General features: G+C 69.0%; 21 protein-coding genes. 2 read left to right on the top strand and 19 right to left on the bottom strand.

From position 1 onward, the window contains the following. Positions 1 to 34 precede the first annotated feature (34 nt). The 14 genes from IG65_RS0106645 to IG65_RS0106565 form a co-directional block, all read right to left on the bottom strand. Positions 35 to 421, bottom strand: coding sequence for a DUF4913 domain-containing protein (locus IG65_RS0106645; protein WP_227463134.1), 387 nt, complete (start codon positions 419 to 421; stop codon positions 35 to 37). Beyond that, positions 418 to 2,253: a type IV secretory system conjugative DNA transfer family protein gene (locus tag IG65_RS0106640; RefSeq protein WP_030513940.1), complete on the bottom strand. Its 1,836-nt coding sequence runs from the start codon at positions 2,251 to 2,253 to the stop codon at positions 418 to 420. Before IG65_RS0106640 ends, IG65_RS0106645 begins: the two co-directional genes overlap by 4 nt. 36 nt (positions 2,254 to 2,289) lie before the next feature. Continuing rightward, positions 2,290 to 2,799 carry a hypothetical protein gene (locus IG65_RS0106635; protein ID WP_030513939.1) on the bottom strand — a complete coding sequence of 170 codons (510 nt, stop codon included), beginning with the start codon at positions 2,797 to 2,799 and terminating at the stop codon, positions 2,290 to 2,292. A gap of 149 nt (positions 2,800 to 2,948) precedes the next feature. Continuing rightward, complete coding sequence (locus IG65_RS0106630; RefSeq protein WP_030513938.1) at positions 2,949 to 4,652, bottom strand: peptidoglycan DD-metalloendopeptidase family protein; 1,704 nt, start codon at positions 4,650 to 4,652, stop codon at positions 2,949 to 2,951. Positions 4,653 to 4,662: 10 nt separating this feature from the next. Continuing rightward, entirely contained in the window at positions 4,663 to 4,932 is a 270-nt protein-coding gene (locus tag IG65_RS0106625; protein WP_227463133.1) for a transposase, read from the bottom strand. Between the two features lie 35 nt (positions 4,933 to 4,967). Continuing rightward, positions 4,968 to 8,348, bottom strand: coding sequence for a hypothetical protein (locus tag IG65_RS38955; RefSeq protein ID WP_231509073.1), 3,381 nt, complete (start codon positions 8,346 to 8,348; stop codon positions 4,968 to 4,970). 6 nt (positions 8,349 to 8,354) lie between these two features. Next, positions 8,355 to 9,845 (bottom strand): SCO6880 family protein, encoded by a 1,491-nt coding sequence (locus tag IG65_RS0106605; RefSeq protein ID WP_030513935.1) that lies wholly within the window; start codon positions 9,843 to 9,845, stop codon positions 8,355 to 8,357. After that, positions 9,842 to 11,317: a hypothetical protein gene (locus IG65_RS0106600; RefSeq protein WP_030513934.1), complete on the bottom strand. Its 1,476-nt coding sequence runs from the start codon at positions 11,315 to 11,317 to the stop codon at positions 9,842 to 9,844. Before IG65_RS0106600 ends, IG65_RS0106605 begins: the two co-directional genes overlap by 4 nt. 80 nt (positions 11,318 to 11,397) lie before the next feature. Beyond that, a complete protein-coding gene (locus tag IG65_RS0106595) occupies positions 11,398 to 12,231 on the bottom strand; it encodes a hypothetical protein (protein ID WP_030513933.1) in 834 nt (277 codons plus the stop codon). Between the two features lie 99 nt (positions 12,232 to 12,330). Beyond that, positions 12,331 to 12,594: a hypothetical protein gene (locus IG65_RS0106585; RefSeq protein ID WP_308248237.1), complete on the bottom strand. Its 264-nt coding sequence runs from the start codon at positions 12,592 to 12,594 to the stop codon at positions 12,331 to 12,333. After that, a complete protein-coding gene (locus IG65_RS0106580) occupies positions 12,591 to 12,887 on the bottom strand; it encodes a hypothetical protein (protein WP_030513931.1) in 297 nt (98 codons plus the stop codon). The genes IG65_RS0106585 and IG65_RS0106580 overlap by 4 nt, the downstream gene beginning before the upstream one ends. A 106-nt stretch (positions 12,888 to 12,993) precedes the next feature. Further along, positions 12,994 to 13,638, bottom strand: coding sequence for a hypothetical protein (locus tag IG65_RS0106575; protein ID WP_030513930.1), 645 nt, complete (start codon positions 13,636 to 13,638; stop codon positions 12,994 to 12,996). Continuing rightward, the gene (locus IG65_RS0106570) at positions 13,635 to 14,507 is read right to left on the bottom strand and encodes a hypothetical protein (protein WP_030513929.1); all 873 of its coding nucleotides are present in this window, start codon (positions 14,505 to 14,507) and stop codon (positions 13,635 to 13,637) included. Before IG65_RS0106570 ends, IG65_RS0106575 begins: the two co-directional genes overlap by 4 nt. Positions 14,508 to 14,520: 13 nt before the next feature. Next, positions 14,521 to 15,648 carry a hypothetical protein gene (locus IG65_RS0106565; protein WP_030513928.1) on the bottom strand — a complete coding sequence of 376 codons (1,128 nt, stop codon included), beginning with the start codon at positions 15,646 to 15,648 and terminating at the stop codon, positions 14,521 to 14,523. An 883-nt stretch (positions 15,649 to 16,531) separates the two neighbouring features. Between IG65_RS0106565 and IG65_RS0106555 the strand changes: the two genes are divergently transcribed. Next, positions 16,532 to 17,410: a DMT family transporter gene (locus IG65_RS0106555; RefSeq protein ID WP_030513926.1), complete on the top strand. Its 879-nt coding sequence runs from the start codon at positions 16,532 to 16,534 to the stop codon at positions 17,408 to 17,410. On the opposite strand, the gene IG65_RS0106550 is transcribed toward IG65_RS0106555, so the two are convergent. The 3 genes from IG65_RS0106550 to IG65_RS0106540 form a co-directional block, all read right to left on the bottom strand. Beyond that, positions 17,386 to 19,677 (bottom strand): bifunctional (p)ppGpp synthetase/guanosine-3',5'-bis(diphosphate) 3'-pyrophosphohydrolase, encoded by a 2,292-nt coding sequence (locus IG65_RS0106550; protein ID WP_228797531.1) that lies wholly within the window; start codon positions 19,675 to 19,677, stop codon positions 17,386 to 17,388. The genes IG65_RS0106555 and IG65_RS0106550 overlap by 25 nt on opposite strands. A gap of 289 nt (positions 19,678 to 19,966) precedes the next feature. After that, the gene (locus tag IG65_RS0106545) at positions 19,967 to 21,571 is read right to left on the bottom strand and encodes an ATP-binding cassette domain-containing protein (RefSeq protein ID WP_030513924.1); all 1,605 of its coding nucleotides are present in this window, start codon (positions 21,569 to 21,571) and stop codon (positions 19,967 to 19,969) included. 187 nt (positions 21,572 to 21,758) lie between these two features. Next, positions 21,759 to 22,202 carry a nitroreductase/quinone reductase family protein gene (locus IG65_RS0106540; RefSeq protein ID WP_030513923.1) on the bottom strand — a complete coding sequence of 148 codons (444 nt, stop codon included), beginning with the start codon at positions 22,200 to 22,202 and terminating at the stop codon, positions 21,759 to 21,761. A 157-nt stretch (positions 22,203 to 22,359) separates the two neighbouring features. On the opposite strand from IG65_RS0106540, the gene IG65_RS0106535 reads away from it, so the two are divergent. Next, complete coding sequence (locus tag IG65_RS0106535) at positions 22,360 to 22,662, top strand: hypothetical protein (protein ID WP_051755453.1); 303 nt, start codon at positions 22,360 to 22,362, stop codon at positions 22,660 to 22,662. A 53-nt stretch (positions 22,663 to 22,715) separates the two neighbouring features. Here IG65_RS0106535 and IG65_RS0106530 read toward each other — a convergent pair whose 3' ends face one another. Beyond that, positions 22,716 to 23,129, bottom strand: a complete 414-nt coding sequence (locus IG65_RS0106530; protein WP_146098662.1) for a hypothetical protein — start codon at positions 23,127 to 23,129, stop codon at positions 22,716 to 22,718. Between the two features lie 149 nt (positions 23,130 to 23,278). Beyond that, a complete protein-coding gene (locus IG65_RS0106525; protein WP_369801481.1) occupies positions 23,279 to 23,836 on the bottom strand; it encodes an adenine phosphoribosyltransferase in 558 nt (185 codons plus the stop codon). Between the last annotated feature and the right edge of the window lie 26 nt (positions 23,837 to 23,862).

The following is a 23,862-nucleotide window of genomic DNA, read 5'->3' as shown; positions in this document are numbered from 1 at the left end:
GGCGACGGTCGTTCTCGCGGAGACGGGTCGCGGATCAGCCCTTGTTCGGGTCCGCCTTGCTGGGTTCGCCGAACATGCCCTGCTGCGGCGGGGTGAGCGGGAGGGGGCTGAGCATATCCTTGTGGCCGTTGCGCACACTGCAGTATTTGAACGGCCCGCGCGGATCGAACAACCGCCCCATATGCGGGTCCGCGTGGTCGAGGAACCACACGCTCATCCCCGTCTGCGGATCCTGGCGCAGGTACTCCCATGCGCGCCACAGTGCTTCGAGGCGCATGGCCGCCTCGGCATGCTTCCACCACTCGGGGCACCACACCGTATCGGTGAGGTCGGTGACCTGACGCCGGTAGACGAGGCTGAGGTAGTTCTCCACGAACTCGACCACGTTCGAGTAGATCATGTCCTGGGGCTGGTCGTTCACAGCGGGCGAACCTCCTCGGGCTGTCCGTAGGTCTCGGGCGGCTCACCGGGCATCGATCCGCCGTCGAGGACGGTCCGCTCACCCACGAGGTCGCTCATCGTGGTGCGACGCTGCGGATCATGCTGTTCGATCGACTTGCGCACCTCGGCAGCGTACTCCCCTTCCCACCACGGCACGGTCCGGACGAGCACCGCGGGCGCACCCGAGGAGAACACCACGGCCCGCCCGCGCGGCAGGGTTGCCAGCGCGTTCGCGTTGAGGGTCCGCGAGGAGCCCAGCGAACGCGAATAACTCTTGCCGCCTTTGGATTCCGAGACCGACGACGAGATGGAGTCGTAGTCGCCGATCGCCTCCGAACGGGCCGCCAGGAATGCCATATCGTCGACGCCGGGGCCGAGGACCTTGATATTGGCCGCCGCCCACAGCGCCTCCATACCGGCCTGACCCCAGCACCGCACGCCCTGCGCCCACGACTGCAGGACGGTCATCACGACGATGCCGCGAGATCCGAAGTGGCTGTACTGCTTCGGCAGATCCTTCCAGCGCACGATGTTGGCCGCCTCGTCGAGCACCGCGAGCAGCGGAATGGAGAGCCGGCCCATATGTTCATGGGTCGCCTTACGCATCGCGACGTCGACGACCGCTTCGGTGAGGGCACTGACCAGCGGGCCGGCAGAACCGCGGCCCTCCAGCGACAGGCAGTACAGGGTTCCGTTGCGGTTCAGGAAGTCCCATTCATCGAACGCGTAGCGATCGGTGCCCGGCGTGACCCATTGGTGCACATTCGACAACTTCAGGCAGCGGACCATCTTCTTCGCCGTACCGAAAATACTGTCACGGACCCGTTCGGAGGCGTTGTACTGCTGTGCCAGACCCGAGGCCACGTAATGGTGCCCGGCGGCGCGCAACAACTGGACGGATTCGGTATCGCTCGGATCCGTCACCCAATCCCATACCTGGGTGATCGACCGGTTGGCTACGGCGGCGGCGAGAAACATACCCGCCAGCAGATCTTCGGCCTCCGGGTCGAAGAAGCTGTCGGGGGTACCTTCGCCACCGTCGTCGGCGTCGGCGAAGTGACCTGCGAGTCGCGCCGCTCGCATCTCACATCCTTCGTGCCGGGCGTCCACCCAGCCCAGCGGATCCCAATACCAGAGGGCGTGCTCTTCACCCGCGACGCCCTGCGGGTCGAAGACGAACGTGCGAGAACCCTTGCCCTCCCGCACATCTCGGGTCGCGTCGACCACATCGCGCTTGTTGGAGGTGACGAGGACCGGGCCGATCGCCGACAGGATCGCCGGAATGACCCGCGCGGAGGTCTTACCCTGGCGGGGGCCCCAGATGTCGAGATGCAAATCCTCGTACGAACCGAACAGCATCACACCGTCGACCACCCCGACACCGATCGGCACGCCGGGCGAATCCTCGTAGCCGAGCCGCACGCCCAGCTGGCGGGCCTTGTCCCGCACCCCGGCCTCGGTGAGTGCCGCGATCGCCCCGCCGCTCCCCATGTACTGGGCCTTGTCGTCGACCGGCAGTTTTCCGCGGCTGCGGCGCTTCTTCATCTCGCGCCGCACGAACACGATGCCGACGACGACGAGCACGACGAGCAGCACGATCACCGTGGAGGCGGTCGGCCACGTCAGTTGTCCCCGCGCGATCTTCGCGATGCAGGCGATCGGATTGATCGGCACGTCCTGGGGCACCGTCGACAGCTTGTTGCCCAGATGCAGTGCGCCCCAGAGGGTGCCGACCACCGCGAAACCGATGTAGATCAGATACAGCGCGAGGTCCGGTCCCGGATCGGCCGGGTCCTTCACCTTCTTCGCCATCTCGCCTCCTGGAATGACCGAGTATGTGGCTGCGGCTCAACGGAATCCGTCGAGCCGCCAGCCGTCGGGGGTGCGGACGACGGTGGCGATCACCGTCGTGGGGGGTAGCGGCTCGCGGGTACCGTCGGCGTGCACGGCGGTCTGCTCGATACCGATCTTGAACTGCTGGTGGTCCGAATCGCCGTTGCCCGGGGCCTGTTCGCCGGATGCGAAGGTGAACGCTTCCACGCGCACACCCGAACGTCCCCATTCGGCCCAGCGCAGCGTCGGTTTCGGAGTCTCCTCGCCCGGCGGTGCGTCGAGTGTGCGAAGCAGGCTGGGGCCCAGCCACTTCCGAGCCCGGGAGAGCGAGGCGCCCTGCGTCTCGGTGGCCGGATACCAGGTGAAGATCTCGCGCAGCGCGGCGACGGCGACGCCGTCGGGAGTGCCGGGATCCGGTGCCGGGGCGGCCTCGAGCTGACGCGGAGTCGACGTGGCCGCCGGTGGTTCGGCTCGTTCGGACCCGCCCGCGCAGCCGGACAGCAGTGCGACGCTCACCACCAGCATCACCACCAGGTTCGCGTAGACGGCCCGTCCCGTAGGTCGGCGGCCCGGCGCCCGGAACTCCGGACGCTGTCTCCAGATTATCGGTCCCGGTTCGTGCCGGGCGACTCCCGGCGATCCGGCGATCCCGGCGTGTCCCGATCGTCGTACCGTCACAACACCCTCCGTAACCGCGCGTCGCCGGGCACGGGCGCTTCGCTCACGCCCGAGGGGTCGGTGGAACGGATCATCCGGCCGTTGCCGGCGTAGATGCCGACCTCGGCCGGCCCGCGCACCCCGAAGCGGGAGAACACCAGATCGCCCTGCTGCGCGTTGCGCATCGGCACCTCGACCCCCGCCTCCCACTGTTGTTCGGCGGTCTGCGGCAACGTCTTCGCGCCCGAGGACGCCGCGAACACGGCGGCCGAGGTCAGGCCCGGGCCGTCCAGTCCGCCGCCGGTCGGCCCCTGCGGGCCACCGCCGCCCCACACGTACGGGGTGCCCATCCACTGCTGGGCCGCGGCGAGGATATCGGCGCCCGCCGAACCGTGCCCGGGCTGGAATCGGCCCATCGATCCCGGCGCCCGGTACTGCGCCTCCATGGCGAGGATATTCGTGACGTAGGGCCGGGTTTCGGAGAAGTGCGCGGCCACCTGATTGGGCATCCCGCCCGAGGCGAGAACCGCACCCTCGCCGGCGTTGTAGGCGGCCAGCGACAGCGGCACCACATCACCGTGCACCTTGCCCTCGCCGATCCACCGCTCGACCTGATGGGCGATCGAACACATATAGCGCCCCTGAGCGATGATCGCGTCGCCGTCGTCCCACAGACTGGCCTGCCCGTTGCCGTCCGCGTCGAGCAGATACGGCCGCCCGTCGTCGGGATCGGTGGCCCGCGCTGTGGTGGGCAGGAATTGAGCCAGTCCCTCGGCGCCGGCGGGCGAGGTGAGCCCGCGCTGGAATCCGGATTCCTGACGGCCCTGCGCGGCCAGCACCGAGGCGGTGATCTCCGGGCACAGCGAACCCGCACGGCGATACCAGATTTCGAGTTCCGGCGGTACCTTGCCGTCGGCGAGCGCGCCGCCGGCGCTGCCGAATCCGCGGCTGCACAGCGGGTTCGTCGAATACGGGAAGGCGCCACCGGCGTTGGGTGTCAGCGCGCCGTCGAGCCACGGCAGCGGATCGATCTGACGCCCGCCGGTCAGGCGCCCGCCGGGCACGATCTCGAAATGCAGATGCGGACCGGAGGATTCGCCCGCCGACCCGACCGCGCCGATCTCCTCACCGGCCCGCACCCGCTGCCCGACCCGCACCTTCACCCCGCTCGCCCATTCGTGGCCGTAGACGGCGGAGAAAGGACGACCGTTGACGTCGACGGAGTCGATCACGATCCAGTTGCCGAAGCCGGAGGCGGGACCGGCGGCGACGACGACGCCGTCCGCCACCGAGAACTCCGGGGTGCCGTCCGGTGCGGCCAGATCCACACCGAGATGGGTGCCTCCGCGCGCGCCGAAGGTGTCCGACACCGTGAAGGATCCGCCCGGCAGCGGCCAGGTGCGCCGGATCGGCGCGATCCCCGCCGCCAGCGACGGCGCGCCGGTCGCACTCGGATTCGCCTGTGCCGCAGGAATATCGGCGGCACTGGTGGAGGCGGATGTGGAGCCGCGCGGGTCCGTCGTGGCGGTCGGTGTGGTGGAGCCCGACTCCGACGCACCCGCTGCCCACGGCGCGCCGGAGGTATCCGGCAGGCCGGAACCGGGCGCGGTCGGCTGATCGGCGCACGGATCCTCCGAGGAGGGCAACACGATCACCACCACGAGGGTGATCAGAGAGACGACACCGCCGAGAACGAGGGCGGTGAGGGTTTTCGCGTTCACCGCGCACCCGTCATGTCGCGCGGCGGGTTTCGTTCAGGGTTTCCACCAGGGTGCGGTTCATCTCCGCCGCGGCCGCCAGTTGTTGTTGCAGCAGCGCCACTTTGCGGCGCAGGGCCACCGCGTCCATCCGTTCGAGGCTGGGTCCCTCCGCGGCACGCACCCAGTTGCGCACCGAATTGGTGTGCACGCCGATCTGTTCGGCGACGACCCGGCAGGCCTCCGACTCGCTGCGCAGTTTGTCGGTCAGCGCGACGACCTGCTCCACCGCCGCCTTCCGCACCTGCGGCGACACTCTTCGGTATGACCTGTGCGGCATCACGCGGCACTCCCCTCGTCGCCCCGCCGGGCCGTGGATTCGGTGAATTCGCTGAAACGCTGGTTGGTCTCGTGGATTCCGCTCTCTTTTTCCGACACGGTGAACTCCATATGGAACGGGATGCCGGGGCGGCGATCCTCACCGATCTTGAGCAGGAACTTTCCGGTGCCGGGCGCGGGCGGTCGGGCCTGGCCGGGTTTGAGCGCCTCGCCGGTCAGCGCCTGCGGGGCCGACCAGCTGGTGACCATCTCCTCCTCGGCGGAGGTGAACGGGATCGTCGAGTCCAGGCGGCTGATCTCCTCGGGCGGCAGCGCACCGAAGATCTTGGCGCGCGCACGTTCCAGAAAGCCCAGCGCCTTGGCGATCGCGGCCTCGGATCCGAGCGACTGCAGGTCCTTGATGGTGTGGCTGATCATGATCAGCGAGGTCGCCATGCCGCGCTGCAGACGGGTCAGTTCGTCGACGCGGTCGACCATGAAGTCGCCCAGTCCCAGCACCTGCCACAGCTCGTCCATGACGACCTGGAAGTAGCGCTGCGGTCCCAGTTTGCCGTCGGCAAGGACGTGCGCGGCCTCCACCGAGGCGAAGCCGTCGGCCCAACAGGCCAGCATCACACCGGCTTTGAGCTTCTTGTCCCCGGTCGGGATGTGCGAGACGTCGATGCAGACCGCCACCGCGGAGGTGTCGATCGGTGTCGTGGTCTGACCGTTGAAGACCGCGCCGAACGGTCCCTGGGTCAGTGCGCGCAGCGACCGTCGCAGCCCCTTGGTGGCCTCGTGGTATTCCTCGGCGTTGTCGGCGCCGGCATCGAGCATCAGCTCCTGGCCGCCGCCGACCACCACCTCGAGCAGATCCTCCATGATCGGCGGCGATTCCGGCGCGAAGCCGCTGCCCTCGCGGTACAGGATGCGCAGCGCCGTGGAGATCAACGTCTCCTCGTAGTCGCGCACGCGGGCGCCGCGCACGAGTTCCACCAGACCCGCGATCAACGTGACCTGGCGGGCCCGCAATTCCTGGGTCACCTGCAGCTGCAGTGCGGGCAGGTCGTCCAGCAGCGGCACGATCGAGCCGAGCACACCACCGGCGAGCGGATTCAGTTTGCCGTGTCCGTAGCCGAGGTCGATGACCTGGCCGCCGACCATCTCCACCAGCTTGCGGTAGTCGGGTTTCACATCGGCCAGGATCAGCGGCGTGATGCCCTGGGCGACACCGCCGAGCACGATGCGGCGCACCAGCGACGACTTACCGAAACCGTTGAGCCCCAGCACGAACAGGCTCGGGGCGGTGATGAAACTGCCGCGCATGAACCAGTTCATCGGGTCGAAGCACACCGGCGCGCCGGTGTGCAGATGCGAGCCGAGCGGGGTGCCGATCAGCGGGGCGCCGGCGCCCACCGACCACGGCCACAGTCCGGCGACCTGCGCGGTGGTGGCCCGGTATTCGACCGGGCGGCCCACCACGTTCATCCGGCCGCCGCCGGGACCGACATAGCCGCGATCGGTCAATTGCGCCGTGCCGCGGTCGAATCCGTCCTCGACAACCGATTCGATGCGGGCCGCGGCGTTGACGCGGCGCAGGTCGTCGGTGCGAATCCGGAACGCCGCCCAGGCGGCGCGCAATCCGGCGCCCTCGCGGGCCACCGCCTCCAGCCGCGCCCGGGCCGCGTCGTCGAGCAGAGGCGGGCCCTGATTCTTCTTCTTGACCGGTTTACTGCGCCGATCCCGCCGATTGCCCGCTTCGGCGTCGGCACGAGAAGCCCGCGAAAGCTGTTCGTAGGACGCCATTTTCGAGCCGTTGCGATCACGGAGCGTGCGCTGGCCCCGGCCGGATCGCCGCGCGGGCGCTTCCGTCCGGCGGCGCGACGACCCGGAATTGTATTCGGTGCGCGTACTCCGCCGCGGCGCCGGCTCGTGGTCGCCGGTCATGTAGCGCCCTCCGCGCGTCTCGGGCGATACCTGGTCGAATCCGGCCGGCAGCTCGGCCGAGTGCGGGGTGCCATGCGCATAGGAAATCTCTCGATCGTCGGACCGGTCCTCCGGCCCGCTCACCCGGCGCCGGGTGCGGGCACCGGCCGAATTGTCGTGCGGCGCATCGTGGTCGGCGACGTGGGACGCGGACGGGGTGTCACCGCCGGAGCGTGCCGCGATCCGGTCGTCGGCGGCGGCGCCGCCCGCCGCACCGGCTCGACCGCTCGCGCGGGTGCGCGCGGATTCGGTGCGGTCCGCGGAGGCGTCCTGCTCGGCCTCCTCGGCACGAGCGGCGCGGTCGCCGTCCACGAGGTCCGCACCCTGGTCGGGTGAGTCGTGGTCGCTCGGCGCCGGGCGCGTCGCGGTCGGCGAGTCCGCATCACCGGGCGATGGCGGAACCGCTCCGGCCGCGCTCCCGTCCCGCCCGGACTCCTCGGCTGTGCCGGCCTGTCGAGGGCCGCTCGTTGTCGTCGGCATCACCGTATCGCGTTCGGCGCCATGGCTTTCGCGGTCCGCGCTGTCTTCCGCGCCCGCGATCCGGCTACCGGCTCGCGACGTCGCCGTGCGGGTCGTCGCGACGTCGTCGCGCGTCTCGTCGTTCTCGGACGAGGTCGTTCGCGGTGCCGCGTCACCGGTCGATCCGGTATCGCGGCCCGGGTGCGTGCTCGACCGGTCGATGTCCCGGCCACCGTAGGACCGGTTGCGCGCCGACTCCGATGTCGACCGGCCGCCACGGTTCCGCTCGGACTCCACCGCATCCCCGCCCGCACGGCCGCGGGCGCCGCCCGCATCGCCGGCTCCGCGGCGGTTCCCGTCGCGCCCGGCCGATCCGTCTCGGTCGCCGTCCGCCGGACGACGACGCCCCGGCTCCGACTCGGCCCGCCGCATCGCACGTTCGCCCCCGGCGGATCCGGGCCTCGCCGCATCGTCACCGCGCCGCCGCGGACTTCCCGAGCCGCGCTCGCCGGAGATCGGGTCACTGCCCGAACCACGGTGCGGCGCACCACCGCTCACGCCCTGTTCGGGTGCCGGGCGACGCTCGGTCTCCCGCCGGGGAGCCGCCGTTCCTCGGGTGCGTCCCGCACCGTCCGCGCCGGCATCCGTGCGCGAGTGCCCCGTCGCGCGCCCACCGCGTTCCTGGGGCGCGGCGGCGTCCGGTCGGGTGCGCTCGCCCTCCTCGCGTCGTGCTCGGCGGCGCGCCGGGCGCAGCGGTACGTCGTCCCAATCGGCAGGTGCGCCACCGTATTCCGAGCGGGGCAGGCCGGGCGCGTAGGCCTCGATGCCCCACTCGTCGTCGTGGGCCGTGCGCGGGCGCGGCCGGGCCTGGACCGGGTTCTCCGGATCCACCACCCGTTCGCTGTAGCGCGGTGGTTCGCCCCGGTAGCGAACCGGCGGCTCGTGCTCACCTGCCATCTGCGCTCACCCCGCCAATGCCTTGGGAATACTCGCGTGTTCCGGCAGGATCACCCCGCAGCCGAGTGAGGCCGCGAAGGCCGCCGCCTGGTATCGGTAGCAACGCCGGATCTTCAACCGGGCCTGTGTGGACAGGTCGCGGGTAATGGCTTCGATCCGCGGGAGATCACCGCGCAGCGGTTCGGTGATGGTGACGAGCGCACCGAATCGGGTCACGCCGTGACCGCGCGCCTGTTCCTCACGCGCCTGCTGGGTGGCGCCCACCCGCAGCGTCGCCGAGGCGGAGACCACGCCCCGTTCGCTCTGCTGCGCGACCAGCGCGTTCTTGTAGTCGTCGTCCACGATCTCGGCGGCGTCGGCGGCCGAATGCGGACGGTAGACGATCGCGATCCGCTTGCGCGGGACCTCCGGATTCGGTGCCAGCAGGCGCTGCAGCACCCGCTCGTCGACCGCGCCCTCGGGTGCGGCGTCCATCTCCCAGGTGACCGAGCGGCCGCCGTCGTGGATGAACTGATCCCAGCGTTCCTCGTGCGAGATCGGGCCCGCGTCGGCCCAATCCAGCCCGTGCCCGCCGATCTCGCCGGCGGCCACTTCCAGATCGGCCTGCGCGGCCGGGTCGTAGCTGCGACGGATGAACGAGATCACCTCGTCGGCCGACATCGGCTGCGCCCGCACGCCCGCTTCGGCCAGCGCCGCGCAGATCCCCGGCAGCCGGCGACCGATCTCGACGGCCTCCTCGGCCGGATTCTTGCGTCGTTCGGCGGTGGTGGCCTTGAATGTGATCGCCACGCGCGGCAGCAGTTGCACGCGCTCCTGCGGCAATTCGGTTGCCAGCTCGTACATCACCTGCTGCGCCAGCGCCGGCGATTCCGGCCGGGTGATGGTGGAAACCTCTGTGAGCAAACGGTTTCCGGTCTCCGGCACGGTATCGATCACCGGAACCACCGCGACGATGTCGGAGGTCTGGCCCAGCGAGGCCAGGAAGGTTCCCCAGGCTGACACCCACCGATCGATCACCGGCTGGTCGACCGCCTCGTGTCCCTGCGGCCAGGCCCGGAGCACGACCGTGTACTGCGCGAATTGTGGCAGGTGGATCATGCCGAAGCTGTAGCCGCCGGCGTCGATTCCCTCGTACAGCCGCGAGGGCGCCATCAGCCCGGGCAGGCGCGCGACGCCGCCGGGGATGCGGGAGAACCGGCCGCCGCGATAGACGTGCTCGCCCTTGCTGCGGCCGCGCAACCAATGGAACATCATCAATCCCGTCTCGTAACCGGAGCGGCCCCCCGTCCGCCACACCAGTGGAACCATCACGACCACACCGATGATCGCGACGAACAGCGCCGGTTTCGGCCCGGCGACCAGCGCCGTCATCAGGGCGGTGATGACGACGACGAAGCCGAGCACCGTCTCCCCCCAGCGCAACCCGAAAAGGCCTGCGCTGCGGGGCTTCTGCCACAGCCCGTACGAGCGGCGCTCGTAGGTGTCGGTCGTCGTCATCGCGGGATGGTGCTCCTGCCGAGGTCGGGTGCGCGGTTGGTCCAGCGGTCACCGGCGATATCGCCCATGGCTTCGTCGGCGCGGTTGAGGTGCGCGCCCGCGGCCCGGGCCGTCGCGATGTTGTTCATGGCTCGCGACGCGCCGGATGGTACCGCCGCGGCACCGCCGGGTGCGCGCGGACTCGCGGGCGCCTGCTGACCCCCGCCTCCGCCGCCCGGGCGCGGGCCGCGCGGCGGAACGGGCCGGGGACTGCCGCCGCGGCCCGTGCCGCCGGGCGGACGCTGACCTCCGTTGCGGCCCACATATCCCGGCGCTCCCGCCGCCGCTTGCGTGCGCACGCCGACCGCCTTGGTACCCACCGCGCCCAGTGCGGCTGCTCCCAGCAGCACCGCTCCGGTGGCGCCCAGGCCGGATCCACCGCTGCCGGCGATCGCCACCGCCGGGGTGACAAGCCGCATCAGCGCGGGCAGGACGAAGGCGACACTGCACAGCAGTACGATCGCGACCAGCATCCGCTGCGCCTGGTCGGCGTCCGGCAGACCCGAGGTCGGTGTCGTCGAGTTGGTGTCACCGGCGGTGACGAAGGCGATCATGTAGACGATCGCGGCCACCGGTTTCCACAGCATGAACGCGATGATCCAGCCGATCAGCTTCGGATACGCCTGGCGGCCGGTGCTGGTTCCCGACGCCGCCGCGGCCAGCGGCAGCACACCCGCGGCCACCACCAGCATGCCCTGGCGCACGATGGCCAGCACGATCTGCGCCAGCGCGCCGAGCAGGCCGACGATCGCGATGATCAGCACCAGGCCGGGCGAAAAGGCTTGCAGCTTGGAGGTTTTCACCATCAACTCGGCGAGGCTGCGGGCATTGCCGTTGGTGGCGTCCTCGATCACCCACTGCGAGAAGCGGTCCGAGGCCTGCGTACCCGCGACTACCACCGCACCCAGCATCCAGGAGCTGAAGACCACGCGGGCGAACATCCGGAACGATTCCGCGGCCTCGCTCAGTGCCGCACCGCGTCTGGCTTCGGCGAGTCTGGCGCCGGACAGGATCACCGACACGATCAGCAGCAGAATCTGCGCTTGATAGGTGTAGTCGTTGATCTTCTGGAACAGCGCTCCTCCGTCACTGATGCGATCGTTGGGCACCTTCATCCAGAAGGTGAGCGCCAGGATCAGCGCCTCGCCCAGACCGTTCATCAACGAGTCGACCACCTTGCCGAAGGTGGAATCCCACGCCTTGTCCTTCACCGCGTTCGCGGCGTCACCGGGATGGGTGGCGGCGTTGCCGGCCTTGCACGCCGCGGAGGCGGCATCGCCGAGCGATACGCCGGGCAGGCCCAGACCGTCGAGATCGTCGTGAATCTCGTTACAGGTCTGGTCGAATCCGTAGGTCTGCCCGTAGGCCACCGTCGGGGTCGCGATCATGACGGTGAACACGACCGCGAGGATCGTGACGATGCGCCTCACCATGAGATCCACTCCTCGATGCGTCGCAGGGAATCGATCCGGACCATCGGCTGACTCTCGTGCCTTTCTCGAAATCGCTGTGCTCACCATCGGGTCCACCCCTGCAGGGTGTCGACGTATTCACTCGGCGTGGCTTTGGTGTCGGTGGGTTTGAGTCGCCAATCCCCGTTGTCCCACACCATGATCAGCCGGATCGCCGCCCACACCTGCTTGCCGTCGTTGTTCGGCCCGCGGGCGGCCAGCCGAACGATCGCCATATCGTCGGCGTAGTTCTCGATCTGGAACGCGTCGGGTGCGACCAGGTACTTGGTGATCCGCGCCGGCTGCTGATCGGGCAGTTTGCCGTCACCGCGCGCCTTGTCGTAGGCCGCGATCTGCTGGGCCGAGACCCGCACCTGGCGCACGTACAGATCCCGGTCGCCGGGCCGTGCGTTGAGCCGATAGGTGATCTGCGCCGCCGCCAATGCCGCCCCCTGCGGTGTGTGGGAATAGTCGACGGCCAGCCCCTTGTCGTCGATCCGGGTCGGACCGTCGCTGGTGGAGAACGGCACCGAGGCGCCGTAGACCCGCTGCCAGCCGCGCGGTTCGGTGGTGCCGGCGGGTGCCGCGGTCAGCCAGTCCGAATCCGACGAGCTGTGCTGCTGCGCGGAATTCTGCGGAAGCGGTTGTCCCGCAGGGTTGTTGGGAATATCGACCCGCCGGCCGAACAGATCCGTATCGGGTCCGGCGAATCCGGTCGCGCCCGAGCCCGCGACGGGCGAGGGCGGCGGATCCGCTTTCCGGGCTCCGGAAGAGGAGGTGTCGCGGCCGACGTAGACGAAGACGCCGACGATCACGATCAGCGCGATCACGGCAGCGGAGACGATGACGCCGAAGGAGACGCCGCTGCGCTCGTCGTAGGTGTCCTTGTTACTCATACCGTCACCTCCCGTCGCAGGTCGTCGTCGAATGTCGTTTCGTCGAATGTGGTTGTCGCCGTGGTGTCGTCGGCGTGCATACGGAAATCTGTCACCGGCTCACGCAGGAAGCAGGGTCAATGCGATCGCACTCGCCGAACTGGCCACGATGGCGCCGAGCAGGCTCATCACGATGCCGTGCGAGGCGTCGTTGACGGCCATGTCGTCGCGCATCGCCGACCACAGCCGGCCCGCGGAGATGATCATCCAGGCCAGGCACAGCAACAGCACGCACCACAGTAACCAGTTGATCAGCTGCATGATCGGTTCGATCACGTCCGCGGGCATCTGCTTGTAGGCCAGCACGATCGCGGCGCCCCTCACGATCCGATGACTGCGTTCATGATCGTGCCCGCACTGGTGGCGACGATGCCGCCGATCATGGCGCCCGCCACCATCTTCGGCGATTCCAGGCCGCCACCGGTCCACTTCTCCCAGGCGAAGCGGCCACCGGCGTAGGTGATGCCCAAGATGCCCGACAGCAGCACGAACCACGTGAAGTAGCGCACCAGTTTCATGAGCTTGTCGGCGGCCGGCGGCGTCTCGGGTGTCGGATTCCCGACCTGAGCGAGAACAACGCCGTACGTCTCGTGTACAGCGGCCAGGATGGTACTCATCGAGCGTCCTTCTCAATAGGTGATCGGAATACAAAGCCGGGTACCGGAGGTACACCGTCGGAAACAGCTGTCGGCGTGGTCGCGGCAGCACAACGTCCGGGCACGATCATCGTTGCTCCTCCTGTTGCGAACCGGCGCCGACCGTCTCCCGCACGAGGTCGACGATGCTCATTCCCAGCGCGTCCACCTCGTGCGGAACTTCTTGCAGCGGATCGAGTTTGCGTTTGCGCTGCTGTGGCGGCGGGTCGCTGGGCGACCACACCGGCAGCTGATCGGGTTCGACCAGCGTCCACTCCTCGATCCAGGGCATCTGCCACACCTCCCCGGCCAATGCGCCGACCACATCGCGGTAGCGCCGGATCTCTGCCGGGATCCGGCCCGGGCGCGCGGCCACGGTCACCAGGCCCAGCACCTCGCTCGGTCCCGCGAGCCCGGCCCGGTGCTGGCGCAGCAGATCATGGGCGCGGGTCAGCCCGGCGATGGTCTCGCGGGCGACCAGCACCACGAAAGGTGATTCGCGTTCGAACACACCGGGCCAGCGCCGGTGCGAATCCGCCGCAGGCGCAAGCACATGCGCGAGGGTACTGGCTCCGGCGCCGCCGTGCACCCCCAGCAACCACACCAGCGGCGCACGTCCGGCGCCCGGTACCGGACGGTCCCAGATGGGTGCGCGACGAGACTCCGCCGGTGCGACAACGCCTGCCGCAGGCGGGTTTTCGGAAGAGCGAGGTTCCTTCATGGCCGCGGTCATGATGCCATCCCGCTGAGCAGCCGCCGGTACGCCCTCCGGGTTTCGGCATCGAGTGCGTTGTGGCGCACCAGCTCTCCGCGCGCCAGGTGGGTGTCGTACGGGATCTCGCGGATGTCGCGCACCCAGCCGGTGAGGTGTTCGCGCAGATGGTCGGCCACCCGAGAGTTGTTGCCGGGCAACTGATGTGAGATCACGATGGTGGTGTCGCCCACGATGCCGCCGCCCTGCCCCTCGGCGTGACCGCCGAATTCGTCGTCGAGCCATTCCAGCGTGACCCGCAAACGATTGGCGGCGTCGGCGCGCGCCGGAATCGACAGCACCAGAGCCACTTCCGCATCCTCGAGCAGCGGCCGCAGCTGACGGGCGGCGATCGGGCTGCCGCCGTCGTACACCGGGGTGTATCCGGCGTCGGCGACGGCCCGGGCCACCGTCAGATACGTGGCGCGGCGGCGCAACGGGGAGGCGTCGCGCCACAGCAGGCCGATACCGGAGCTCGCCTGCGAGAGACATTCCTTCAGCGGCGCCGGTTCGTCGTCACCGCGGCCGTACAGCCACTGCTGCAGACTGATCGGGCTCAGATGTTCGTCGGCGCCGCGCAGGGCCAGATCACTGCCGGCCACGGTGGCGTCGACGGCGACGGCCGCCGCCTCCGCGCCCAGTTCACCCGCGAGTCCCAGTGCGGTGGTGGTGGTTCCGGCGCCACCGCAGCCGCCGACGACCAGGATCGGACGCGGCAGGCCGCCGCCCTCGCCGTCGTCACGCCGACCCTTGCGTAACCGGACCACCGGCGCCCGTCCACGCGGTCGCGAGCCCGCCGCGACGTCCGCGTCGGACGTCTCGTCGAGCCATCGGCTCCAGTCCTGTCCCATCTCAGCTCTCCTCTTACCCGGCCGTGATGCCCGTGATCAGGGTGCGGCCGCCGACCACCGCGGTGGTCACCAACTGCTTGTCGTAGGTGGCGGGGGCCGCGCCCGGCCGCCGTTCGGTCACCTCCACCGAATACCTGTTGTCGTCCACAGTGACCACCCGCACGCAATAGTCGGTGCCCAGCGGCACCGAGGCGATGCCGCGCTGGATCACCGGCGCCGGCGAGACCGCCGCATCCGGCGCCACCACCTCGCGCGCACGCTCGGCCGAGCGTTCGACGTAGAAGGCGTGCTGGAACCACATGATCGCGTCCGGCCCGGAATCGGTGCCGCCGACCTCGGCGCCGCGCACCACACGCGCGGACCGTTCGGTCGGGCAGTGCCCGGCCGAACCCACCCGCGGGCCGGAATCGGCGCCGAACGCCGAGGTGAGCCGCAGCATCGGCGCGTCGTCACCCACGGCCGGGCGCGCCGGCAGCGGCGCCACCGACTGTTTTCCGTCGTGACCGGAGCGCAGCACGTACAGGGCGAAACCGCCTGCGGCGACCAGCAATAACAGGGCTACCGCGAGGACGAGCGCGACTCGCAGCCGGCTCGGGCGGATGTAGTCGCGCAGGGCCGGTGAGGCCGGGCCCGGGGCGCGGCGCACGATCCGGCCCGCGGCGCCGTCGCCGTGTTCGCGCCGGGGCGGCAGAATCCACTCGGGAGTGTCCACGTCGTCGCGCTCGTCCGCGTCGTCGCCCGGTGAGCGCGCCCCGGATCCCTCCGCATCGTCGCCGTCGGCACCGGCCGGGCGGGTCCGGCGGCGGCCACGAGCCCGGCCCTCGCCGGTCTCGGCGTCGCGGGGCAGGCGCAGTACCTCACCCTCGTGGACCGGGTAGTCGTCGTCCGGCCCGGGTGCGTGGCTGCCGACCCAGTCGGTCCAGCCCCCGACGAATTCGCTGCGCCGGGTGGCCGGTTCGTCGGCGAACGGAATGTCGAACGGCTCGGGCTCGGTGTCACGGATGTAGTGCGGGTACCGCGCCGCTCCAGGTTCCGCCTCGTCGTCGACGGCGTCGGATTCCCCCGGTGCGGCCACGGGAACGGCATGTTCGGGTTCCAGCGCCGGGAACCACCGTTGGACTTCTTTGTACGGCTTCAACATTCCCTCATCCCCGCGGAGCCGGGCACGTCGTGCAGCATCGTCGGACCCTCTCGGCGATCAGTTCGTGGAGAACGGGTAGTTGTTGTCAGCGGTACCGCCATGGGACGTCGCCAACGGCACACCACCGGGTGCGGCGTCACCGAGGCCCTTCCCGAACGGAAATTGTCCCGTACCCGACGAATTCGGCGAACTCGACGCGCCGTCCGAGGCCGCCGAGATTCGGGCAATACCACATCCAGGCAGGTCAAGGGGTGTGAACGGGGGTATCTCGAACGCCGAATCGAGGGCCGGCGCGGATGTGGATGCGCGAAATCCGCAATGAGGACCCGACGCGACCGGTACGGTCGCCGCCGAGCATGTCAGCACGGTCAGCATGATCTGACCCCCTTTAAACCCGCTGTCTGCAACAGTTCTGAGGGTCGAGTGCCACTGCGACCCGTCCGGCGATCATCATGTGGATTCGAGTTGTCGCCGAACATCGCGCGCGCCCCGAAACGCAATAAACCGTAACAGAATCCGGCTCGGAGTGCAGGCCCCCGTCGGGGCTCGAGCACACCCGCGATCGCCGCCCGCGAACCTTCCTACCTGCGCGAAGGATTCGCCGCGGCCGGACCGGCCGGCCGACACCGAGAGTCGATATGAGCCCCGGCAACTTTGCGGCGAATGCGCAATTCGCGCCCGGCGGAGGGCAACTCGACGCGACTGCGGACACCGGCCCGAAATGTGTTGCCGAACAATTGCCATTCGCCCGTAGCGCACATTCCGCCTATTCCGAAACCGCCATCGCGGTTCCGCGGTCTCGCAGCGTCGTCACCACACCCCCTCGGATCGGCACACCGGTCCCCGATGCCGGGCACCCGGTCGCGGACGGCAGACTGATCGGGTGAGCAACTTTCCCGTCGCCGCGGTCGTCTGCGCCTTCGTCGGCGCCCTCCTGTTCGCCGTGTCGGCGGTCGCCCAGCAACGCGCGGCGGCCGACGTGCCCGCCGGTGACGCGCTGGTAGCCCAGCTCGTTCGCAATCCACGCTGGTGGGCCGGCATCCTCGGTGACGCCGGCGGCTTCGTCTTCCAGGTGGTGGCGCTGGCGCTGGGATCGGTGCTGATCGTGCAGCCGATCCTGGTGACGGCCCTGGTCTTCGCGTTGCCGCTGGCCGCGCACTACAGCCGCCGCCCGGTCACGCCGGTCATGTGGGCGCACGCGATCGCCCTCTCGGCCGCGCTGGCCTGTTTCCTCGTCGTCGGCGACCCCACCGAGGGCATCCCCGATGCGCCGTGGTCGACCTGGATGTGGCCGCTGGTGCTGGTTCTCGGCGTGGTCGCCGCCGCGGTCGTGGTGGCGGTGGTGGTCCGGGTGACCGGACTGCAGGCGCTCATGCTGGGAGCCGCGGCCGGTCTGCTGTTCGGCGTCTCCGCCGCGCTCACCCAGCACGTCATCCATCTGTTCGGGCGCGGACTCGGCACGGCGCTCACCAGTTGGCAGCTGTACACCCTGGTCGCCGCGGGCATCGTGGGGCTCTATCTGCAACAGCGCGGCTACCAGGTCGGGGCGCTGTCGGCCTCGCTGCCGGCCTTCACCGTCGCCGAACCGCTCGGCGCGGCCTTCCTCGGCCTCACCGTGCTCGACGAGCGACTGCGGACCGGCCCGATCGGCACGATCGTCGTCATCGCTTCCGTGCTGGTGATGTGCGTGGCCGCGATACAGCTGTCGCGTGCCCAGGCGGAGCTGCCCCCGGCGGATCAGGCCGCCGAGGTCACCCGGTAGACGTCGTAGACGCCCTCCACATTGCGGACCACGTTCAGCAGGTGCCCCAGATGCTTCGGATCGCCCATCTCGAAGGTGAACTTGCTGATCGCCACCCGGTCACCGGAGGTCATCACCGACGCGGACAGGATGTTGACCTTCTCGTCGGCCAGCACCTTGGTCACATCCGACAGCAGCCGGGTGCGGTCCAGCGCCTCGATCTGAATCGCCACCAGGAAGACCGACGACGGCGAGGGCGCCCATTTGACCTCGATGATCCGTTCCTGTTGCGCGCGTAGCGAATCCGCGTTCGTGCAGTCGGTCCGGTGCACACTCACCGCGCCGCCGCGGGTCACGAAGCCCATGATCTCGTCGCCCGGCACCGGTGTACAACATTTGGCCAGCTTCGCGACCGTACCGGGAGCGCCGGGGATTTCGACCCCGGCATCACCGATGGTGCGCTGCCGCGCCGGCAGCGTCGACGGCGTACTCCGTTCGGCCAGTTCGTTTTCCACGTCGCCGACGCCGCCGAGCTGCGCCATCAGGCGTTGCACGACGTGGTGCGCCGAGACCTGGTTCTCGCCCACCGCCGCGTACAGCGCGGAGATGTCGGCATAGTGCAGTTCGTGCGCCAACGCGGACATCGCGTCCACGCTCATCAGCCGCTGCAGCGGCAGACCGGAGCGGCGGACCTCCTTGGAGATCTGCTCCTTACCCGCCTCGAGCGCCTCCTCGCGGCGTTCCTTGGCGAACCACTGCCGGATCTTGGCCTTCGCCCGCGGCGACACCACGAAGTTCTGCCAGTCCCGGCTCGGGCCGGCGTTCTGCGCCTTCGAGGTGAAGATCTCGACGACCTCACCGTTCTCGAGCTGCCGTTCCAGCGCCACCAACCGGCCGTTGACTCGTGCGCCGATGCAGCGATGCCCCACCTCGGTATGGACCGCGTAGGCGAAGTCGACGGGAGTCGACTCCTGCGGCAGCGTGATCACATCGCCCTTCGGCGTGAACACGAAGATCTCCGGGGATTTCAGGTCGAACCGCAGCGACTCCAGGAACTCGGCCGGATCCGCCGCCTCCCGCTGCCAGTCCAGCAGCTGCCGCATCCAGGCCATATCGTCGACCTCGGCGACGTCGCCGGAATGTTTGCCCTTGGTCTCCTTGTAGCGCCAGTGCGCGGCGATACCGAATTCGGCGGTGCGATGCATGTCCTGGGTACGGATCTGCACCTCCAGCGGTTTGCCGTCCGGGCCCACCACGGTGGTGTGCAGCGACTGGTAGACGCCGTAGCGCGGCTGGGCGATGTAGTCCTTGAACCGGCCCGCCATCGGCTGCCACAGCGAATGCACCACGCCGACGGCGGCATAGCAGTCACGCACCTCGTCGCACAGGATCCGGATGCCGACCAGGTCGTGGATGTCGTCGAAATCCTTACCCTTGACGATCATCTTCTGATAGATCGACCAGTAGTGCTTGGGCCGGCCCTCGACGATGGCGTTGATGCGGCTCGCCGCCAGCGTGTTCACGATCTCGGCCCGCACCCGCGCCAGGTAGGTGTCGCGCGACGGTGCGCGGTCGGCGACCAGCCGCACGATCTCGTCGTACTTCTTGGGGTGCAGGATCGCGAACGCCAGATCCTCGAGCTCCCATTTGACCGTGGCCATACCGAGCCGATGCGCCAGTGGCGCAATGACTTCCAGCGTTTCACGCGCCTTCTTCGCCTGCTTCTCCGGCGGCAGGAAGCGCATCGTGCGCATATTGTGCAGCCGGTCGGCGACCTTGATCACCAGCACCCGGGGATCGCGGGCCATCGCGATGATCATCTTGCGGATCGTCTCGGCCTCCGCGGCCGCGCCGAGGTTGACCTTGTCCAGCTTGGTCACGCCGTCGACCAGATGCGCCACCTCGGATCCGAAATCCGCGGTCAGCTCGTCCAGCGAATAGCCGGTGTCCTCGACGGTGTCGTGCAGCAGAGCGGCCACCAGCGTGGTGGTGTCCATCCCCAGTTCGGCGAGGATGTTGGCCACCGCCAGCGGGTGGGTGATGTACGGGTCGCCCGACTTGCGGAACTGATGCGAATGCTTCTCGTCGGCCACGTCGAAGGCGCGCTGCAGCAACTGCAGATTCGCCTTGGGATACAGCTCCCGGTGCACGGTCGCCAGCGGCTCCAGCACCGGCTTGACCGCGGCGATACCCCGCTGCCCGGTCATCCGGCGGGCCAGCCGGGCCCGCACCCGGCGCGAGGCCGAACTCGGCACCGCCGCCGGCGTACCCGGCTGCTTCATCGGCATGTTCCGCGGCGAGGGCGCCGCGGGCTGCCCGCTCCGGTCGGCGCCCGACTTCGACACCGCCGGACGCGGCGCGGCGGGGGTGGCCGGCGGAGTCGCCGGTGCGGCAGCCGGCGCGGCATCACCAGCTGCCGAATTCCCGGCATTCGCCTTCTCCAGATGCTGAGTCATGCCACCACCTCTCACGCCTCGATCGCCACACCCTAGCCGACCGCTTCAACAGCCCAGAACACCCACTTTAGTAGGAGTTTTCCCCAAGGCGCACCGGTCCGGCCCGACGCACCCCGTTCGTTCAACCGGTTCCGGAGTCCGATTCATCCACCAACCCGTCCGGGGTCAATTCGAGGCGGCGCGTGATGCCGATCTCATCGAGGAAGCGCGGGTCGTGGCTGACTACGATCAGCGCACCCTCGAAGCTGGTCAGCGCCTCGGCGAGGTGGCGGAGACTGGGCAGATCGAGGTTGTTGGTGGGCTCGTCGAGCAGCAGCAGTTTCGGCGCCGGTTCGGCGAGCAGCAGCATCGCCAGCGCGGCCCGCAACCGCTCGCCGCCCGACAGCGCCCCCGCCGCGACATCGGCGTCGGCGCCGCGGAACAGGAACCGCGCCAGTTGTGCGCGGATCTGCTCGGCGCCGGCGTGTGGCGCCGCCGCGGAGACGTTGCCGAAGACCGACAGCCGCTCGTCGAAGATGTCGAGTCGCTGCGGCAGCAGCCGCCACGGCACCTTCGGCGGTTCCTCGACGAGGCGGTGCAGCAGGGTCGTCTTGCCGGCGCCGTTGCGCCCGGTGAGGGCGATGCGTTCGGGACCGTCCACCCGCAGCGTGACCACCGGTCCGTTGGCCAGCCGCACCTGTTCCATCGCCACCACGTCCTGGCCGGGATAGAGCCTGGTTCCCGGCAGGTCGACGCGGATCTCCCGATCATCGCGCAGCAGTTCCTGGGCCTGCTCCAGGGTCGATCTGGCCTCCTCCACTTTCGCGATGTGGTTGTTGCGCAGTTTGCCCGCCGACACCTGCGCCTGGCGTTTGCGCTCGGCCATCACGATCTTCGGCTCGCGTTTGGTGTCCCACATCTTCTGCCCGTAGCGCTGGCGCCGGTCCAGTTTGATCCTGGCCTCCACCAGTTCGCGCGACTGTTTACGCACATCGCTGCGGGCATCGCGGATCGCCGCGCGCGCGGCCTCCTGCTCGGCCTCGACGATCTGCTCGTAATCGTCGAAATTCCCGCCGAAGGTGCGGATCTCACCGCGCCGCAGTTCGGCGACGGTGGTGACCCGCCGCAACAGTTCGCGGTCGTGGCTGACGGTCAGCACGGTGCCGGAGAATCCCTCGACCACGTCGTAAAGACGTTGCCGCGCAGCGGAATCCAGATTGTTGGTAGGTTCGTCGAGCAACAGCAGATCGGGTTCGCGCAGCAGTTCGGCCACCAGTCCGAGCAGTACCGTCTCCCCGCCGGACAGGGTGTCCAGGCGCCGATCCAGCTGTGCGACGTCGTCGGCGAGGTAGTTCAGGCCCAGCCGGCCGAGCAGCGCGATCGCCGATTCCTCGACATCCCAGCGGTTTCCGACCTGCTCGAAATCGGCCTCGGTTCCGGCGCCGGATTCGATGCGATGCAGCGCGGCGCGCACCTCGCCGATGCCGAGTACGGCGTCGACGCGCTGTCTCGCGGCCAAGCCGAGATCCTGGCGCAGATATCCGAGCCGGCCCGCCACCGTCACCGAACCACGTACGGGGCGCAATTCCCCGGTGACCAGGCGCAACAGCGTGGATTTTCCGGCTCCGTTACTGCCCACCACACCGACGTGGCCGGGTCCGAGAACCGCGTCGAGACCGTCGAACACAGGGGTGCCGTCGGGCCATACGAAGGTGAGATCGGACAGAGAAATAGTCGAAATAGACATATGCGTGCTCCTGAGGGCGGCGGGAATGGCGCGCAGATGCGCGGGCCACGCGATGGCTACCTCAGAAGAGCAACGGCAGAACTCCGATCAACGGAAACAAGACTCGGCAACTTTAGCGGACCGAAAGGCAGGCCGCAAGATCATGTCGCCGTTGATACGCGTCACCGGCGACGGAAGCCGTTGCGGCTCAGTTGATTCGGAAGACCGGGAAGCCGGGCGCGATGGCGGCGAGTTCGGCGTCGGTGGCGTTTGCGGTCACGCCCTCGAAGAATTTGCCGACCTCCCAGCCCCACTTCTTCAGGTACAGCCGCAGCACGGGCACCTTGTCGGCGTCGGCGACCTCGGTCACCGTGAACACCTCGGTCTTGCGCCCGAGCCGCAACTCTCCGCCGCCGGCGACGCGGATATTGCGGACCCATTGGGTACGACCGCGAGGAGCGACCAGATACCGGGTTCCGTCCGCATCCTGCAGGACGTTGACCATCGTGGTCCGCCACTCCCCGGAGGTGCGACCACGCACGGCAAGCAGCCGGGAACCCATCACGCTGATGCCCCACTTCGGCAGGGCGTTGAACATCCGGTTCATGATCGGGTCGAGGCCGGTGGGCGCGATGTACCGGGTGGCGTTCATGACTACTCCTCGCTTTTGTGAGCGCTGCTCTCTTCGATGACTCAATCATCGCCCACGGGCGCACCCCCTGTCAAGAGCAGCGCTCACATTTGTAGAAGTTCAGACCTCTGGACAAAATCGGCTGCGTTCAACGCCGTCAGGCGGGTATTCGGCCGGCATGTACAGATATAGAACCTATGGAACGAACCGCACGGGTGGGCTGGCGGCGATCGTCAGCACGATCGGCGGTGTGCTCGCTCTGATCGAGATCGTCTACATCCTGCTGCAGGTCTTCGACGCCAACCAGACCAACCGGTTCTTCACCTTCATCAAGGGGTTGGCCGAACCGCTGGCGCTGTTCTTCCCGGGCCTGTTCAACACCGGCTCCCGAGATTGGGACATCATCATCAACTACGGTCTGGCAGCGGTGTTCTGGCTCGTGGTGACCGGGATCATCGCCCGGCTGCTGGCGCGGATCTAGTGGCGCCGGAAGCGGATCGACTCGGTGTTCGATCAGCCCAGGGTCGAACCAGCTCAGGGCTCGTGCGGGGTAAGGAACTCCATCCGGTGATGGTGCAGGAATTCGAAGGCCGGGGCCCAATGCCCGGTGAAGACGTCCTCTTCCTTACCCACCGCATGCTGTGAGGCCGCGCCGGTGCGCGGATCTCGGCAGACGACGCGAGCGCTGTGACGTCCGGACGAGACCGGTCCGCTGTCCAGCTCCACCGAACCGTCGGAACCGACCGTACGCCAGGGCATATCGATATCCGAGCCGGTGATCCGGCAGGTTTGCCCGGCCTTCTCCCCCGTGACCCGGGCCGTGACGGTGGCGCCGCCGCGCAGCGCCACCGAAGGAGTAGCCGCGGCGGTCGCGGCGCCGACGATGAACGCCACGCCCACCGCGCCCGCCAGAGCGGCCCCGATCCGGGTACGCCGACTACGGCTCATCGCCACCACCGGTCGGCGTCTCCTGTTCCGGCATTGTCGCGCGCACTGCGGTACTCGTTCATGCGATCGTCCGTCGGTCGTTCATCCGGGCCCCCTTGCCGCACGTCAGCATAACGACCCCCGCGCGGGCCCCACAACCGACACGCGATTTACACCTGCACGATCGAAGTCAGCGGGTATTCGCCCTGGCGAGCGCGCCCGCCGAGCTCGCCGATCTCGAGTACCACCGCGGTCGCGACCACCTGCGCCCCGGCACTGCGGAACAGTTCCGCCGCGGCGGCCAGCGTGCCGCCGGTGGCGAGGACATCGTCGAGCAGCAGCACCTTGCGGCCACCGAGGTCGATGCCGTCGGCCGGAATTTCCAGTGCGGCGGAGCCGTATTCGAGGGTGTACTCACGCGAGAGCACCGGTGGCGGCAGCTTGCCACCCTTGCGCACGGCCACCACCCCGGTCCCCAGCAGCGCCGCCACACCCGCGCCCAGCAGGAATCCGCGCGCGTCCACGCCGGCCACCAGATCGGCGTCGGGAGCGCAGGCGGCCAGGCATTCGATCACCGCGTGGAAGCCTTCGGCATCGGCGAATACCGGGGTCAGATCCGCGAAACGCACACCGGGGGTGGGGAAATCATCGTGCCAGCGCGTCAGTCGCCCGACCACCTCGGCGGTCCGCGCGACCTTCTCCTCCGCGGTTTCGGCCGTTTCCACCATCGTGTGCTTACTCATCTACACCCGCT

It is taken from the genome of Nocardia sp. NRRL WC-3656 (assembly GCF_000720265.1).
Classification (GTDB): domain Bacteria; phylum Actinomycetota; class Actinomycetes; order Mycobacteriales; family Mycobacteriaceae; genus Nocardia; species Nocardia nova.
The sequence above is the reverse complement of the archived record's forward strand: the minus strand, read 5'-3'. Positions and strand labels throughout refer to the sequence as shown.